Annotated in this window: 13 protein-coding genes; 5 read left to right on the forward strand and 8 right to left on the reverse strand. The window is 42.0% G+C overall.

Features of this window, described 5'->3' with window-relative positions:
• Positions 1–195 precede the first annotated feature (195 nt).
• From RWP19_RS08640 to RWP19_RS08650, 3 genes are read right to left on the reverse strand one after another with little or no spacing between them, the layout of a single operon-like run.
• The gene (locus tag RWP19_RS08640) at positions 196–1,377 is read right to left on the reverse strand and encodes a metallophosphoesterase (RefSeq protein WP_314357333.1); all 1,182 of its coding nucleotides are present in this window, start codon (positions 1,375–1,377) and stop codon (positions 196–198) included.
• 16 nt (positions 1,378–1,393) lie between these two features.
• Complete coding sequence (mutY, locus tag RWP19_RS08645) at positions 1,394–2,491, reverse strand: A/G-specific adenine glycosylase (protein ID WP_314357334.1); 1,098 nt, start codon at positions 2,489–2,491, stop codon at positions 1,394–1,396.
• 8 nt (positions 2,492–2,499) lie between these two features.
• A complete protein-coding gene (locus RWP19_RS08650; protein WP_314357335.1) occupies positions 2,500–3,021 on the reverse strand; it encodes an 8-oxo-dGTP diphosphatase in 522 nt (173 codons plus the stop codon).
• A 117-nt stretch (positions 3,022–3,138) separates the two neighbouring features.
• Here RWP19_RS08650 and RWP19_RS08655 point away from each other — a divergent pair, with 117 nt between their 5' ends.
• The 3 genes from RWP19_RS08655 to RWP19_RS08665 are packed head-to-tail and all read left to right on the forward strand — an operon-like array spanning position 3,139 to position 5,044.
• A complete protein-coding gene (locus RWP19_RS08655; RefSeq protein ID WP_295207711.1) occupies positions 3,139–3,912 on the forward strand; it encodes a DUF4931 domain-containing protein in 774 nt (257 codons plus the stop codon).
• Between the two features lie 55 nt (positions 3,913–3,967).
• A complete protein-coding gene (locus tag RWP19_RS08660; protein ID WP_314357336.1) occupies positions 3,968–4,804 on the forward strand; it encodes a metallophosphoesterase in 837 nt (278 codons plus the stop codon).
• A gap of 9 nt (positions 4,805–4,813) precedes the next feature.
• Entirely contained in the window at positions 4,814–5,044 is a 231-nt protein-coding gene (locus tag RWP19_RS08665; protein ID WP_295207705.1) for a hypothetical protein, read from the forward strand.
• An 89-nt stretch (positions 5,045–5,133) separates the two neighbouring features.
• Here RWP19_RS08665 and RWP19_RS08670 read toward each other — a convergent pair whose 3' ends face one another.
• Both RWP19_RS08670 and crcB read right to left on the reverse strand, forming a co-directional pair.
• Positions 5,134–6,114 (reverse strand): molybdopterin-binding protein, encoded by a 981-nt coding sequence (locus tag RWP19_RS08670; RefSeq protein WP_314357337.1) that lies wholly within the window; start codon positions 6,112–6,114, stop codon positions 5,134–5,136.
• A 101-nt stretch (positions 6,115–6,215) separates the two neighbouring features.
• Entirely contained in the window at positions 6,216–6,596 is a 381-nt protein-coding gene (crcB, locus tag RWP19_RS08675; protein WP_295207699.1) for a fluoride efflux transporter CrcB, read from the reverse strand.
• Between the two features lie 163 nt (positions 6,597–6,759).
• On the opposite strand from crcB, the gene RWP19_RS08680 reads away from it, so the two are divergent.
• On the forward strand, positions 6,760–7,149 hold the full coding sequence (locus tag RWP19_RS08680; RefSeq protein ID WP_314357338.1) for a helix-turn-helix transcriptional regulator: 390 nt from the start codon (positions 6,760–6,762) through the stop codon (positions 7,147–7,149).
• Between the two features lie 66 nt (positions 7,150–7,215).
• Here RWP19_RS08680 and RWP19_RS08685 read toward each other — a convergent pair whose 3' ends face one another.
• Positions 7,216–7,923, reverse strand: a complete 708-nt coding sequence (locus RWP19_RS08685) for a GntR family transcriptional regulator (RefSeq protein WP_295259108.1) — start codon at positions 7,921–7,923, stop codon at positions 7,216–7,218.
• Positions 7,924–8,139: 216 nt separating this feature from the next.
• Between RWP19_RS08685 and RWP19_RS08690 the strand changes: the two genes are divergently transcribed.
• Positions 8,140–9,081, forward strand: coding sequence for a diacylglycerol kinase family lipid kinase (locus tag RWP19_RS08690; RefSeq protein WP_314357340.1), 942 nt, complete (start codon positions 8,140–8,142; stop codon positions 9,079–9,081).
• Between the two features lie 115 nt (positions 9,082–9,196).
• Here the strand turns inward: RWP19_RS08690 and addA are convergent, their stop codons facing one another.
• Both addA and RWP19_RS08700 read right to left on the reverse strand, forming a co-directional pair.
• Positions 9,197–13,012 carry a helicase-exonuclease AddAB subunit AddA gene (gene addA / locus RWP19_RS08695; protein WP_314357341.1) on the reverse strand — a complete coding sequence of 1,272 codons (3,816 nt, stop codon included), beginning with the start codon at positions 13,010–13,012 and terminating at the stop codon, positions 9,197–9,199.
• The gene (locus RWP19_RS08700) at positions 13,002–16,478 is read right to left on the reverse strand and encodes a PD-(D/E)XK nuclease family protein (protein WP_314357342.1); all 3,477 of its coding nucleotides are present in this window, start codon (positions 16,476–16,478) and stop codon (positions 13,002–13,004) included. The genes addA and RWP19_RS08700 overlap by 11 nt, the downstream gene beginning before the upstream one ends.
• Positions 16,479–16,741 lie beyond the last annotated feature (263 nt).

Here is a 16,741-nt window from a genome sequence, read left to right on the forward strand (position 1 = left end):
ATATCTCATGAAAATACCCCCTTTACTGGTTGTCCAGTAAAGGGGGTACATATCATAACGTATCGGGGTTTTATTTTAAATTATGACTTCATTACATACTTAATAAGAAGAAAACCTAAAGCGTAAAATATCACTATACCAAGATATACATATGGTAATGAGCTCACTTTTATTCTATGACACTCACCTTTGCTTCTAAGCTACTCCATCAAAGAATGTAATGACTGTAATTTCTCGTGGGCAGTTGATGCGGATTGGGAACCAGTGTCCTGATCCGTTATTAACGTAGCACACGCTTTGTTCTTCTACGTATCGACCTTTTGTATATGGTGTACCTGTTGGTACCAACGGCATGCCCATGAATACGATTTGACCACCGTGAGTATGACCAGAGAGGGTCAAAGGAATTTTACGTTCAATAGCTTCTTCAAAAAATTCAGGGTGATGGGCCAATAGGATGACAAAGGCATAGTCTGGAATACCGGATAAAGCCTTATCAATCATAGCTTCACGTTTTTCTTTTTCTCGATCATTGTCGTACGCAACACCTGCAATATATACAGGTTGTTTACCGCCCATAATTTGAATGTTGCTATTCACAAGGATATTCATCGGTGTATTATGTTTCAGTTCATCTAGTACCTTATTCACATCGTGATGGTATTCGTGATTACCTAATATGAAATCTACACCGTCTGGAATTTGTTTTGCAAAGGTTGTTAATCTTTCACAGACTTGTGGCAACCAAGCTAGTTTATCGATTAAATCACCAGTGATAACAACGCGATTAGGCTTTTCTACAAGGGCGAGCTTTAAAATTTCATCAAGATCATCTAAGTCGATGCTTGGCCCTACATGGATATCACTGAGTTGAACGATTTTATAATCCTTTAACCCAGGCGGTAAGTTCGTATATCCAAAGCTTTCATGAGTGACCTCAATCTCATGTTGCCCTACATAGGCTGCATAGCTAGAACCGCCTATGGTTGCTAACGGCACCACTGTGGCTGCCGTTCTAAAGAAAGCACGACGGCCTGTTCTATTTTCCTCTGGCGTTTTGCTCCAAATTTTATTAACCGCCCAGTATAGTAAACCTAGGACGATGAATACAGGAATAGCCAAGAATAAGCCAAAGAGAAAACCGTAACTTTCAGTACGGAATAGATTCATCAACGGATAATACATCGTTCCGTATAGATCCACTTGATTGAGTATATAGTATCGGATGGCAGCGAACCACGCACCGATAATAATTAGATAACCCACCCAAGCAGGCCATTTCTTTTTAGGCTTCCACAAGTTGAGGAAAAGCGCCCAAAATCCTACCAGTCCTATTACAAGGATAGCAGAAAAAATGATATTAAATAGAATTCTCATTCATTGCTCCTACAAATTATTTTGCCATCTCCGTCAATTTACCATGAGGACCTGCCCAAGCATAGTTGGCGAACTCGTCCCGCTTGATGAGCATCCAATCCTTCGGCAATTGCTTTTGGATAGCTCCGATCGTTATATTTTTAGCATCTCCTACGTACGTTAAATCGCCGCGGAATGCTTTCATAAACCATTTTCGATGAGAGAAAACATGTGTTATTTCTTTTACCAATACAGGTTGTAAAGCTAGTTCAAAACCTAGGTTCTTAACTAATTCTTCAAGACCTCGTTCACCCTCGTCAAAGGTAAACACCATTTCCACCGAAGGGAATTCCCACATGGACCGTAACAATCCGTGATTAGGACGTTTGTGCAATAGATAATAGTCTTCATATTGCAAGATACCCACAAATAGAGGGACCTCTACTACCTTTGTTTTCTTGATGCGCACAGGTAATTTGTCCGTATTCTTATGTTGATATGCTGCGCACATGTTTACAATAGGACATTCTCCACAGCGCGGAGTTTTTGGAATACACACAGCAGAGCCAAAATCCATTAAGGCTTGGTTAAAATCACCAGGTCGATCGTGAGGTAATGTTTCCTCTACAATTGCAGTTATGGCCTTCTTACCTTTAGTGCTCAAAATATCATCAAAGATGCGATATAAACGAGCGTAAATGCGCAGTACATTGCCGTCTACAGCTGCCTCACGTTCGTTGTACGCCATGGATAGCACAGCTCCAGCTGTATAAGATCCTACGCCCTTCAAGGACTCCATAGTCTTGCGGTCACGGGGCACATTACCACCGTAGTTTTCCACGACGTCCTTTACGCCAAGGCGCAAGTTGCGAGCACGGCTATAGTAACCGAGCCCTTGCCAAGCGTGAACCACCTCATCCTCAGAGGCCTTTGCTAGGTCCTCCAAGGTTGGGAATAAACGCATCCAATTGTCATAATAGGGCTTCATCGCCTCAATGCGCGTCTGCTGGCTCATCACCTCAGAAACCCAAATCTTATAGGGATCTCCACAATCACGCCATGGCAATTCCCGTTTATGCACATCATACCACGCCAATAGCTGTGGCACCCACTTAGGGTTCTTTTTATCAGTCATATTACCTCTTAACCATTAATATACAGATCAATGCGCGCCAAGTGTTCGCTTTCAAGAACGATATCCACAGTGGTCAGATCCATCTTATCTACCATACTATTATCTCGGCCAAATACGATAGGACCTTTTAATTTTTTGCCTTCCAGCAGCATCGGCAACCATTGGCGGTCACCATCCCACATGCGGTCGTAAGGAATTTCGTCTACTGTTAGCCAATGAGGCTCCATCTCGTCTGTTTCCTCTACATTGCCTGTGAAAGCACGCAAAAAGTACACATAACCTACATGTGTTAAGCTTTCATCAAAAGGAAATTGAAAGTCAAAAGCCGCCACACATTCTAAATCTTCCGGACGGCCATGAAGTCCAGATTCCTCGAATAATTCGCGAATAGCACAGTCTCGGAAGCTTTCACCAGCCTCGAGTTTACCGCCAAATCCATTATATTTATCAGCCCCGAAACCACGTTTCTTACGACCTAGCAATATGCGATTATGTTCATCAATGGGAAATACGAGCGTCGTCGGTTTCATAGGGCCTCCTTTAACGTTAAAATAATACCCTATTATTATACCATTATTTCATGTACGAATGGGCTAATTATGGTATGATTAAGAGTATAGATTTTCTTATACGGAAGGAGGCACATGATGAATAAACCACTACGATTTAACATCGCACTAGGGCGTACTAAGCCTGTAAATATTCGCAACGAAGAAGTGCGCTGCCCCTTCTGTGATCGTTCTAAATTAAAGGATATCCTAGATACATCAGGTCATATCATATGGCTCATGAACAAATATCCTGTATTAGATAAAACATGGCCAACGGTTATCATCGAAACAGAATCGGACGAAGGTGAGTTTTCTACATTACCACCAGACGAAGCAGCTCGCATTTTGCAGTTTGGCCTCGATAAATGGCGCGAAACTTGTCAACGTAAAGAGTTTAAATCTGTACTCTTCTTCAAGAATCACGGATACATGTCTGGCGGTTCCATCCGCCACCCTCACAGCCAAATTATAGGCCTCGAGGATTACGATTACCACGAAGATATTACGGCTCAAAATATGGAAGGCTGGCTCTTGCACGAAGATCAAGATGTGCGCATCACCTTGTCTACCCAACCCATCATTGGTTTCTTCGAGTACAACATTCGATTCAAACCAGATGCGCCCGTTCGTTCTGTGGCCGTCCGATTGCAACAAGTGCTACGTTATGTTTTGCGTAGCATCGCTAATTACAGTCAGTCTTATAACTATTTTATATATAACCTTGAGGACGGATACGATTATATTAAAGTAGTAGCCCGTTATGTCACAACACCACTTTACGTGGGTTACAAAATTCCTCAAACTTGCGACGAGGAACGAGCTGCAAAAATCATTCAAGACATTGCGCCGTACTTCCACGCCTCTAAATAGTTTAATATACAAATTATATCTAAATAATTTTGATAATATATTTGAAAGGATGTTTATGAAAGTATTTGCCATCGGCGACCTCCATCTATCTGGCAATCCTCCCACAAAGCCGATGGATATTTTTGGTCCTCACTGGGATAATCACTGGAGCCGTATCAAAGAAGATTGGGTGGCCCGTGTGACAGATGATGACATCGTCTTTCTCGTAGGTGACATGAGTTGGGCCCTTCGCCTTGATGAAGCAGCTTGCGATTTACAAGAAATTGCATCCATGGCCGGCAAAAAATATATGATTCGCGGTAACCACGACTACTGGTGGTCCTCCGCTAACAAGATGCGCAACCTCATGGGTAATGCGATCACCTTTTTACAAGGCCATGGTACAGCAGAACTCATTCAAACAGAAGAAGGCCCTCGCATTATTGCCTTTGGTGGAACACGCGCCTATCTCTGTCCTGGAGACTCCCATTTCACACCAGAAACAGACCAGTCTATTTACGATAGAGAACTCATGCGCACCGAAGCAGCATTACTAGAAATGAATAAAGCTGTAGACATACTAAGAGAAAAAATCACTGCTGAAGCAATGGTTGATACAACAAATCTTAATAAGTCTGATACAACAGATTCTAATAAGACCTATCTATCAACAATAGATATAGACAACATACCAGTAACAAAAATCTTATTGTTACACTATCCTCCATTTAACGAGTCCAATGCCCCTTCTGGCTTCACGGACCTTATGGAGCAATACAAAGTAGATACTTGTATCTTTGGTCATTTACACGACCAAATTTCCTTTAAACGTATTCCAAAGGAATTTGGCACCACTAAGCTAGAACTAGTATCTGCAGACTATCTAGACTTTACACTAAAACAAATCATGTAAGGAGAGACTATGAGTCGCATTCATAAAGAACATTTACAAGCAGGCTATATCTTTGGTGATTCTATCAACCAAGAATATATTTACTTGCCCTCTGGTGAGGTAGGCACTGACCATCCGTTGGCAGTGCTTGAAACGCCTACGAAGCGTGAGGATATCACATTGGACGAAGCTGTTCACATGATTGATACATTAACTCTAAAACGTTGTAGCCACCCTACACTAGGGAAAAAATCATTTTAACAAAATAATTACACGAACAAATTAAGCGGGTAGATATCTACCCGCTTTTTGTATAGACTTATATAGTTTTTTGATCTTCTATAAAAGGATTATCCTAAAAAACCGCCATGCCCCATGCGAATGCAGTCTTCTTTAGTAATTTCATCATCCGCTACAAGACGTGGCAAGATTTCATCAAAGGCTGTAGGTTTACTAAACAATACGCCACCTGGAACGCCAAGAATTGGTGTACCATCTGCACAGTACGCAATACACACCATGGAACCTGGTAATACAGGCAAACCATAGGTAACTATACGATCTGCATAACGTTTAATCGCACCTGGTGTTAAATCGTCTGGGTCAACGCTCATGCCGCCGGTACAAAAAATAATATCAGCACCAGCTGCTTTTATCTTGTCGATAGCCGCTACAATATCGTCTGTATTATCCGTTACGATTTCATGGGCTACCTTTTTTACACCAAACTCTGCACAACGTTCTTCAATGATTGGGGTGAAAGCATCTTTAATACGACCTTCGAATACTTCGGAGCCAGTAGTAACAATGCCCATTGTTTTGCGTACGAATGGTTTTACATTAAGTAAAGGCTTGCCATTAGCGATTTTCTTTGCATCCTCCACTTGTTGTTCCTCTAATAACAATGGAATACAACGCATACCCGCTAATTTATCGCCTACTTTCACCGGTGTATTATTAAATCTCGTTACGATAGTAAGCTCACCAATACTATTAATAGCATGTAAGCGATCTACATCAACTTTAAAGAGACCGTCTACGTCCGCAATAGCTTCGATTTTACCTTGCGCCATAGGTCCATCGTGCATATTTTCGCCACCTGCCATATTGTACAAAGCACGTGCCACGTCCTCTTCGTGCAAGAATCCTTCATCCTCAGGTTCCATCACAAAGATATGCTCTTTACCAAGATCCAATAATTTAGGAATATCCTCTTCCGTAATAACATGGCCACGACGGAATGGCGTATCTTTCACCTCACCGATGACAATACGCACTAAATCATGAATTAATGCATGTCCTACGGCATCTTGTGTTCTAATGGATTTCATAATATCTCCCTTTATAATCTAGAATTCTATGTATCTTACCAAATAATCATATAAAAATAGATGTATTTATGCTGTAACTCAAGTCACCTTATTTACTAAGATCAGATTGCACCGAGTATACGCGCAAGTAGTACACCAATCCAGCAAAGGATTAAGCCTCCTACAACTTGTACAGAGCCATAGAAAAAAGCCTGTACATAAGACTCCGTCATCATGAGTTGTAACATTTCAAAGGCAAAGGTAGAAAATGTTGTAAAAGCACCTAGACCGCCTACAACGAGGAAAAATCTTGCCCATTGTGGCAAATCTGGCTTTTGAATATATAAACCTAACACAAGGCCAATAATAAAGCAACCGATGAGGTTTACTACGATTGTGCCGTACGGAAAGGAGCTCACCTTTGTCATAACCCATTCCCCCATTGCCATACGACATAAAGCACCAATAGCTCCACCGAGGGCAACTGCTATGTATTTTTCCATATTCCCTCCTATACTTACAGTAGTATTCTACGATTTTCACAATTCGTGTAATTATCTAGAATATATCTAGAATATCCGATAATTATCTAGTTATATATATTAGTCAATTGTCGATAGTCTCAGTATACTATATTTAGAGAGCAGGGAAAAGAAAGGAATCCCTATGAAATCCGCATCAACATCGCTAACTGAACTACGAATCAATACTTATGAAGATCCCTTTTTACAGCATCAATATGTCTGTTTAGGGCATAAAATTGCCAGTATCCGCATATCGCTCAATATGTCGCAACACGAGCTAGCACACCATATAGGTATAAGCCGTAGTTACTTGAGCAAGTTAGAATGTGGTACAGGTATCTCTGGCATGTCCTTAGAAATTCTCTTTAAAATTGCTCAAGCCTTTCAAATTAACGTAGGGCAACTAGTGAGACTACGTATTGTAGATTACAAAAACTGTAATGCCCACCTTACATCGCACTATAAGCGTTTGGAGTTTCTAAATCATACACGGAATACAGCACACCCTAAAGCCGATTCAAAAATGAATTAACTTCACGTAATATAAAAAAGCCCCGCCAGTGACGGAGCCTTTCATTAAGCATGCCAACAATAGGCATTATACTTCATTAAGATTTTTATGTTGTACTTCAGCATTTGCTTTTTTAAAGATAAATGCATTAGTGATGTGCTGACGCATAGCTGTTTCTGCGGCCACTTCATCATGGCTTTCAATGGCATCCACGATGTGATCATGTTCATCGTCACAATCATGAGTACGTACAGCATTAAAAGAGCTGATATACATATCACGGTTAACACGTTCGCGAAAACTAGCAAGATATTCTACCACACGTTCATTACCAGAGTAGTGAGCAATCATTGTATGGAAACGACTGTTGACTTCAACACGTTCTGTAGCATCTTCAATTTGATGCATTTCTTTACAAATATCTCTTAACTCTTTAATTTGCTCATCCGTAGCATTACGTGCACACAATCTTGCCCCAAGACCTTCCATTACTTCACGCACTTGGTACAAGGCAATAATTTCTTCAGGCGTATCAGCTTTTACCGTAACACCCTTCCAAGGGACAATAACTACGAGATTATCTTTCGCCAATTTACGGAATGCCTCACGTACAGGTGTAGCACTCACTTGTAATTGTTCTGCTATTTTAACCTCATTAAGCTTTTCTTGAGGCATCAACTCGCCTGTTAAGATAGCTGTTTTCAAGGTTAAATAAACTTGTTCGCTTAGCGGTAATCTTTCAATAGAATCCACAGCGGACAATTTGTATTTATCTTTTGAATCTTGTCGTCCCATTAATATCCCCTAACCTTGTGGCCCGTTATCTCTTTCGTACTTTCAAAGAACGGCTAAAATGAGTATAATATATTGTACGGTATATTTTGTATTTTGAATGAATATGTCATATGTAATTTAGTGTATATAATGTAATTATAGAGCTCATATCTAAGACTGTCAATTTAACGATAGATAATAGCTATATCTCATTTTTGAAAGTAAGGAAGTTAAATCATGAGCCGTTGTTTGGTAATCATAAACCCTGTATCGGGTGGCGGTGCGGCGCGCCGTTATGCCCTCGATTTACAATGGAAATTGAGCACCTTATTCGAAACAATCGAGGTCAAATTCACCACCGGTGAAGGCGATGCTACACGTTTTGCAAAAGATGCTTGCGAACGTGGATTTGATGCTGTATTCTGCATGGGCGGTGACGGCACCGTAAACGAAACTGTAAATGGTATTGCCCAAGGGGGATTCAAATCTACCTTTGGTTTTATCCCTGTAGGCACTGTTAACGATATGTCCCGTGCTCTTGGCATTCACCAAAACCCTATACAAGCAATCAAACGTATCGATATTAATCAAACGCGTACTATTGATATTGGTCGGTGCAATGATAAATATTTCTGCAATAATATCGCAGCCGGTGTTATTCCAAAGGTAATCGAAGAGGTTACACCAAAAGAAAAAAGCATTTTAGGCCCTCTTGCCTACTTCTTACGAGCAGGTCAAGCATTGTTCACAACAAAGGACTATACGTATCGCATCCAAACAGAGAATGATGATTTTATTTGTAAATCACCACTCGTATTAGCACTGCTTACCAATGTAGTATCTAGCTTTGAACGCTTTATGCCTGAAGCCTCTGTAGACGATGGTTATATGCGTATCATTATATTCAAAGAATACTTTATCCTAGATATTCTTAGCGTATTACCACTCATCATTAGCGGTGCTATATATAACTCCCGTTATACAACAACGTTAACCGTTAAAAAAGCTCATATCGAACTATTATCTAACATCGGTGATTTACCTACTAATATGGACGGTGACCAAGGTCCATCCATGCCTGTAGATATCCAAGTATTACCGCGTGTACTGAAAGTATTTGCGCCAGCAAAGCACAAGAAGAAAAAGGCTTTGAATTTGCCTAAATTACCACATATATAACACAAAAGCTCTCTATCAAAAGATAGAGAGCTTTTTTATGTGTATTAGATATTTAATTGTTACAACATATTACACACTAATAGAGAATTCCTCTAATCATGTGTAAATAGCTAAATTAATCTACAATAATTGCATCATGCAAGCGGAAGCTATAAATATAACATGCTTTCACAGGCATCCCTGTCAATCGCTGTAAAGCCTCTTTATAGAGATCCATTTGTATTTTATAGCGCTTGATAAGGTCTTCCCCAGATTTGACGCGGTCCGTCTTGTAATCTACAAGAACCCACTCACCGTCTTCTTCAAAGGCAGTATCGATAATACCTTGGAGGAATAGATTTTCGCCGTCCTCTAAGGTATCGTATACCCGTTTTCCGTCAAAGAGCATACTAAACGGCAATTCACGTTCTATGCGCTTTGCATTGATAAGACGCTTTCCAAGGTCAGAACTAAAGAATTTATAGAGACTCGTATCACTTAATAGATTTCGTTCTTCCTCTGTGAAAGTCCCTTTCGTTACAAGTGCATCAAGCTCTTTCGTTAAAGAAGCTTGAGTATACTGTGCAAGAGGTAGCCATTGCATGGCTTCATGCATCAAAGTACCCCATTGAGCCCCTGTCAACACATCCTCTTCGGACTGCAATGCTTGCGGCTTGCGGCCAAATACAGAATTTGCTAAATCATCAGCATTACGAACATCTAGCTTAATAGCTTGACCTAAGATTGCATCCGATACAGCTCGTTTAGCCCCTGTATCTACCGTTACAATCGGTTCGTTTAGGGTATCAATAGTGCCTGCTTCAAGTTCCCGTTCTTGGAATCGCCGTTTCAATTCACTGACGGAAATCTTAGCCGTGCGCCGCGTAGCGTCGCTGTACGGATAGGTATAGTTAAAGCGATCTATTATTTCTTGTGGTAATTCCACAGAGTTAACAGCTTGTAATTCTCGCACCTTATTGATGGTAATTTCATCAATATCTGCTTTATAATCAAGATTACCATAAAGAGAACCATCGTGAATTTCAACCTTTATGCGGCACTTCTTGTCTGGCAAGTCAAAATAGGTCGGTCCTTCGTACTCAATGGCTACGCGCAATGGGTTACCACCGTCCAAATGACGAGTAAAACCCATAATTAACCATTCTAGATACGTATTAGCTTGGGTGATAACATCCGTCGGCAACTGTTGTCCTGCTACAGCGGCAACATTGTTAATGAGCTCACCTAAACTAGATAGTTTACCTGCAGAATTCTTGAACCCCTTCACAAAACCCGTTAGGAACAATTTATCTCGAGCCCGTGTTAAGGCTACATAGAGAATACGCTGTTCCTCTGCTTTGAGGGCTGCTTCTTTTACGTCTTTCACGTAGAACCACGGCATAGTTGGGAAAGACACCCGAATATCTGGGAAATATCCCTTAAGACCAAGTCCTGCATTCTTATCGATGAGGAGTTCTGAACGAAGATCCATCATATTGAACCGTTTTTGAACGCCAGATAAGAACACCACAGGGAATTCAAGTCCTTTACTCTTATGGATGGTCATGAGGCGCACCACATTGTCCGCTTCGCTCACCACATTAGCAAGGGGCATATCTTGGTTGCTATCGCGCAAGCTTTCAACAAAGCGCAAGAATCTAAAGAGACCACGGAAGCCAGAGGCTTCATAGCCTTTAGCTCGGTCGTATAAGGCAAGCACGTTCGCACGGCGCACGAGACCATTCGGCATAGCCCCTACATAGTTTACATAATCTTGAGATTCGTAAATATCCCATAGCAAATCGGTCACACCGTGACGGCGCGACAAGGTACGCCAACGCTCCATATGGCCAATAAACGCTAATAAACGCTCATCTTGAGCCTCTTCGGCATAGGCTGGCATGAGAGACCACAAAGAGCCCTCACCAGATAGGCGCAGTGCACCTAGTTCGTTTGCATCAAGCCCTACAAGGCCAGAGTGCAACACTGCTGCCATCGGCAAGTCTTGTTCAGGATTATCTATGATAGATAACAATGCTAATAAGAGTTGAATTTCCTGTGCTTCAAAGTAGCCATCTCGTTCGTTTACCAACGCAGGGATACCCGCTTGGCGCATGGCCTCTACAGCACGAGTGCCCCAACCGGCCAAGGATCTACGCAAAACAGCAAAGTCACGCCACTCAATTTGACGGAACGTACCATCTGGATTTTGCACCTTTTTCTTGGCAGCATGGATTTCCTTAATCTTTTGGATGATGAAATCTAGCTCACGCTCGTTGTTTTCAGGGTCATCACCTTCATCTTCGTCGCTTTCACTAGCGCTGAGGGTATCCTTACTCACATCTAAGAGCTGCAATTCCACGTCTCCTCCAACCCAATCCTCAGGTGCATCCTCTACGATACGGCCAGGAATGAGGGATTCTGCCTCCGTATAATTTAGCTCTGCCGCCTCTTCCGTCATGATTTGATAGAACAAGAAGTTCGTAGCGGCTAAAATATTTTCGTGAGATCGGAAATTCTTTGCTAGGTCAATACGGCGCTCTACCGCATCAGTATCGCCGTAGGTATTGTATTTCTCCATAAACAGAGAACTATCGGCCATACGGAAACTATAAATCGCTTGCTTCACGTCCCCTACGTAGAACCGATTGTCGACGCGAGAAATCAAATTGATAATGGTCTCTTGAACACCATTCGTATCTTGGTATTCATCGACCATGATTTCTTTGAAAGTATCTTGCAGCTCCTTCGCTACATCGGATGGCTGAGGGTCATCCTCTGTGCCAGGCTCAATGAGAAGAGCCAAGCATAGATGCTCCAAGTCACTAAAGTCCATGATGCCTTGTTCTTGTTTCATATCTCGATACGCCTTATGGAACGCAATCGTGAGCTCTACTAGACCTTCAATGATTGGATATTGAGCCTTGAACTGGTCTTGCAAAGTAGCTTCTGGCACAGTAAACACAGCCCCTTGCATCGCTTTAAGGTCATCTTTATTTTGGGAACCTAAGGATTTAAACTCTTCTACCAATATAGGGTCAAAGGCTTGCGCCTCTTTTGAGCCCATGCGGAACTGATCCTTAATAAAGGTATCCGTATGCTTACAAGCTTCACCCATATCATCCCAAGTTTGGGCTGATGAAAGCATGCCTAGTGCGGCTAGTTGGTTATCGTAAATGTTTTGCCATTTATGAGGCCCCACTGGATCCAATAAGATTTGTTCCATCCGCTCTAAGCGCTCGCGAATGCGGTCAATAACAGCTATATGGTTGTCCCACATATATTGGCCCCATAGAGTATCACTAGGGTTTATAGCCATAGCCTCCTTATAAGGCTCTAAGGCTTTTCGTAACCACCCATCAGGATTGCCAAGAGACATGGCGTAGTTATATAAAGACATAATCTTCGCCGTTAAGCCTGCATCCGATTTATCATCACTAAAGAAGTCTGCCAATTCATAGATATTATAAAGGCCCTCTTCATAGGATTTAGTCAATAAATCTGCTAGCACCTCTTGTTGTAACAATGCCATTTCTGCTTCGTTACCGATGCGAGCAGTAGGATTAATATCGAGCTTGTAAAAGTAAGACCGAATCACCCATTGGCAGAAGGAGTGCAACGTAGAAATATGAGCAGACGGCAACAAATTGAGCTGTCGTTCGAGGCGCTCTTGCATGGCTGCATCCTCGGTGGATTCCATGGCTTTCGCCAAAGCAAGACCAATGCGGGCACTCATCTCTTGAGCAGCTGCCTTTGTAAAGGTTACAACCATGAGCTCTTGCACGGATAAAGGATTATCCATGTCTTTTAACCGGGTAATAATACGCTCTACAAGAACTGCCGTTTTACCAGAACCGGCCGCTGCTGCTACTAGTAAGGTTTGATTATCTAAGGACGAGTCCTTCGGCGCTATGATGGCAGACTCCTGCTCCGGCGTCCATTTAACACCCATGGGTTTCACCTCCTTCGTTTAGAACCTCTTTCATCCGTTCTAATGCATCAGTTTCAGATAAGCCGGACAGATAATTATACTTATTACGGCTAGAGTCAAAGCGGCATACAGTATTGTAATCACAGTATGTACAAGGTCTATTCTTATTTAACTGATATGGCTGAATTGGGAATTGACCGTCCCCGATGTGGCGACCGATGTCGGCCATTACGTGATTGGTGTAACGACACATAACATCAAATTCGCCAGAATTCTTAACCTTACGCAAATCTCTACTAGAAATAGTTTGATCCTTTTTCGTAGCAATTGGTACATATGGTCCTCGTTTAGATCCATAGGACAAAAATTTATTGTCGATATGCGTCAACAACTCAACATCGTCTGAGAAGTACCCACTATTTTGCCATGCATCGCTTTCCTTAGCCAAAGATACTGCATCTTCATAAGAGATAGGCGCATCGGCGGGAATTTTAGGATTTTTCACATAGGAATACACCACAGCCGCAGGCGACATAGATTTACCTTGCGTTTTACCGTAAGCAGATTCTAAGGCCAATAGATAGGTCATGAGCTGCAATTTAAGGCCATAGTATACATCTTGGGCCGTTACATGTGCGCCGCCCGATTTGTAGTCAATAACCATGCCATAGGTTTGACCATCTCGGGTATATTCATCGATACGGTCAATTTGACCGATAAGGCGTAAATAACGCTCTTCTCCAAGGGGTACGCGAATCGGATCCCAGCCGCCTTGACGACCAAAATCTTGCTCCAAGTATTTTGTATCAAAATCACTGCGTTTGGACCACTCTACAAGGCGGTCTACCGTCACATGTAATGTTCGTTGTACACGCTGCTCGATTGCCTTTTGGTAGGCATCACTCGTTTCCTCGCCGCCCTGATTTTCTTGTAAAATTTCTTCCGCCACGGAGCGGCACAAGTTATGTTGATCCTCTTCGTTAAGGTCACGCCATTGTTTATTGTTATCTAATAGATAATTACCTAAACGCTCTAAGTTAGCATGGAGGAATGTACCAATTTCAGGAGCACCAAAGGAGCGTACACGTCGCGGTTCTAGTTTCAAACCATATTGAGCATAGAACTTAAACGGACATTGCTGATATCTCTCTAAACGCGTCACAGAACCAGACATATATCCTTTAGACAGGAACAATCCATTCACTAAATCCTTCGTAATGACAGGTACATCATTATTATCTCGAATACCACGAGACACCTCATCTAAACGAGGGCGGTAGGTATCGCTTTCACGAGCCCAATTATAGAGACCCCACCACAATAGATTGACCTCATGACCACTAAAGAGAGCACCCCAGCGCTCAGACAATAGGGACAAACTCTGTAAAGGTCTCCATACATAATCCGAATCAGTATCAGGTTCAATGGAGAGTGGAATATCTATAGGCTTATCTACATAACCAAGGGATTCTAATCGTTTCACTACGAGAGATGGCTCAAGGCCTGTTCCATCTTCACCAGAGCTTGCATAGGACAGCGTCAAGGAATCGGATGCCCGCGTCATAGCTAGGTATAATAGGAAATTCTCGTTGAAAGCCTTTGGCAAAGCCCCTTCAGCCAAGGTAATGCCGGCCTCCGCTAATTCTTGACGTTCCTTATCCTTAATAAGACCTTCGTCTCCCATGCTTTGTGGGAATACTCCTTGATTGAGGCCCATGACGAATACCTTAGGCCACCATTGGCTATAACCACGTTCGATGGTGGTGATTACCACATGATCTAAGGACGGAGGAATCATGGAGTAATTTACATCGCTCAAGCCTTCTTCAAGGAGTAGAATCATCTCATCTAGGGTCAACACTTCATCCTTCATAACCATAGAGATTTCATCTATGAAAGAAATAACCGCATTGTACATCTGTTCATGGCTAGCTTTAGACTCTTGATCACCCAAAGTTTCTGCATCCTTCGCCCATTCATAGAGACGCTGTGGCACTTGCAAGATTTCTAAGAGACCATAGAGCTCCACTCCCCACTCAGCACCTGTATGACCATCCGCATTAGCCGCAAAATCAAACCACGGGGATAGAATTTCCATAATTGTTTGTCTCGCTTTGTTAACACGGGTTCTACGCGGTGCATCTAAATGACTTTCTTCGTCTTCGCCCTCATGAAAGCCTCGTAAGTACGGCCAGCTTTCACGTTCCCATTTATAATGATCAATCCCAAATTCAAGGACATAGTTTTCTAGTTCATCAACGACCTCACGAGTAAGGGGCATCAAGTCTGTTTTAAGCAAGAGGAACATACTATCTCGACTGTAGCTATGGCGCACAATATCAAAGAGAGCCGTCAACAATTCGCCTAATGGATGGTTTTTCATAGGCCGCTGGCGGTCGATAAAATGCGGAATACCATAACGACCGAAGACCTTCTCTAAGGTATCTCCATAAGTTTCCGACTCACGAAGCATAATACACACATCGCGGTATCGAGCCTCTGGAGAAGATTCTACGTAGGCTAAAATACGGCGAGCTACCGCATCGGCTTCCCGTTCTCGGTTATATCCACGAATGAGTGGAACAATAGTATTTGTAGAATTTGGCTTGCTAGGGCTAGTAAAGTAATTCGCTTCTAATTCTTGTACGATTTGAGGACCCCGTTTACCGTCAAATCCAACCCAGTTGATGCTGGATCCATAACGAGCCACTAAAGTATCGTAAATTTCTAAAGGACGGCTAAAGAGATGTTCCCCTCGACGTGCAAGATTTAGGCTCTTCGGCGCCATTGGCAAGTCAATGGTAATCACTGCTTCCTTAGCCAAATCAAACAAGGTATAAATCAACTCGTAATGTGTAGGTGTAAACCAATGGAAGCCATCGATAAAGACATGGCTATTTTCCATCAGAGGGGATTGGGGCAAAGCCTCAACGATTTCCATAATTGGATCGATGTCGCGCTCCCCATGACGACTGATTTCCTCTTCATAGGCCGCCATACAGATGGCAAGTTCCTGCAATTTCTTTTGTAATACTTTATTTTTAACGGACTCCGCCCCACGTTCAAGGTCTGTAGGACCGACGCGGAAGGCGCGAAACTCAGAAAAGAGCTGTTGCAATACAGAAGAAAACTCAGGACGTTTAGTAGCCTGTTCTAAGAGACCTAGCTCCTTTTGTTTTCGTTTCATAACAAGACGCAACAACATAGACCGGCCAAAGCTAGATAAGCTTGATTGACCGGCCCCTTTGGACCCTATCGATTGATATACTTGGTATCCCAAACGACCAAAGCCGACTACGCGAACCGTAGTAAAGCCTTTTTCAGGCATAAACTCGGCAAGCTCCCGCTCTACACGATACGTAGCTGGTTCAGGAACAAGTAAGATTATGGGTTCTCCGGGATACTCAGTCATAACTTGACGTATCCGTTCATATACGGCACGTGTCTTACCAGATCCTGCTCGTCCATAATAGACGCTAATACTCATGAGACCTCCCTAGTGAAACTTTCACAATCTCAATTTATAGAAATCATAAACTTCATCTTATTTTTAAATTTATACTATTAGGTATAGCATTAATCTAAATTATTCGATATAATATATTATTATACTACTATTATATAGTAATATGACATTCTGTGCCTAATTGTACAAAATTTGACTCATTAAATTATATTTGTTTATAATTAAGAAAATATTTTATATTTTATTTACAATTAGTAGAATTTCATATATAATACAGATTAGTA

Origin of the sequence: uncultured Veillonella sp., from assembly GCF_963522475.1 — a bacterium.
In the GTDB taxonomy this organism is placed as follows: Bacteria; Bacillota; Negativicutes; order Veillonellales; family Veillonellaceae; genus Veillonella.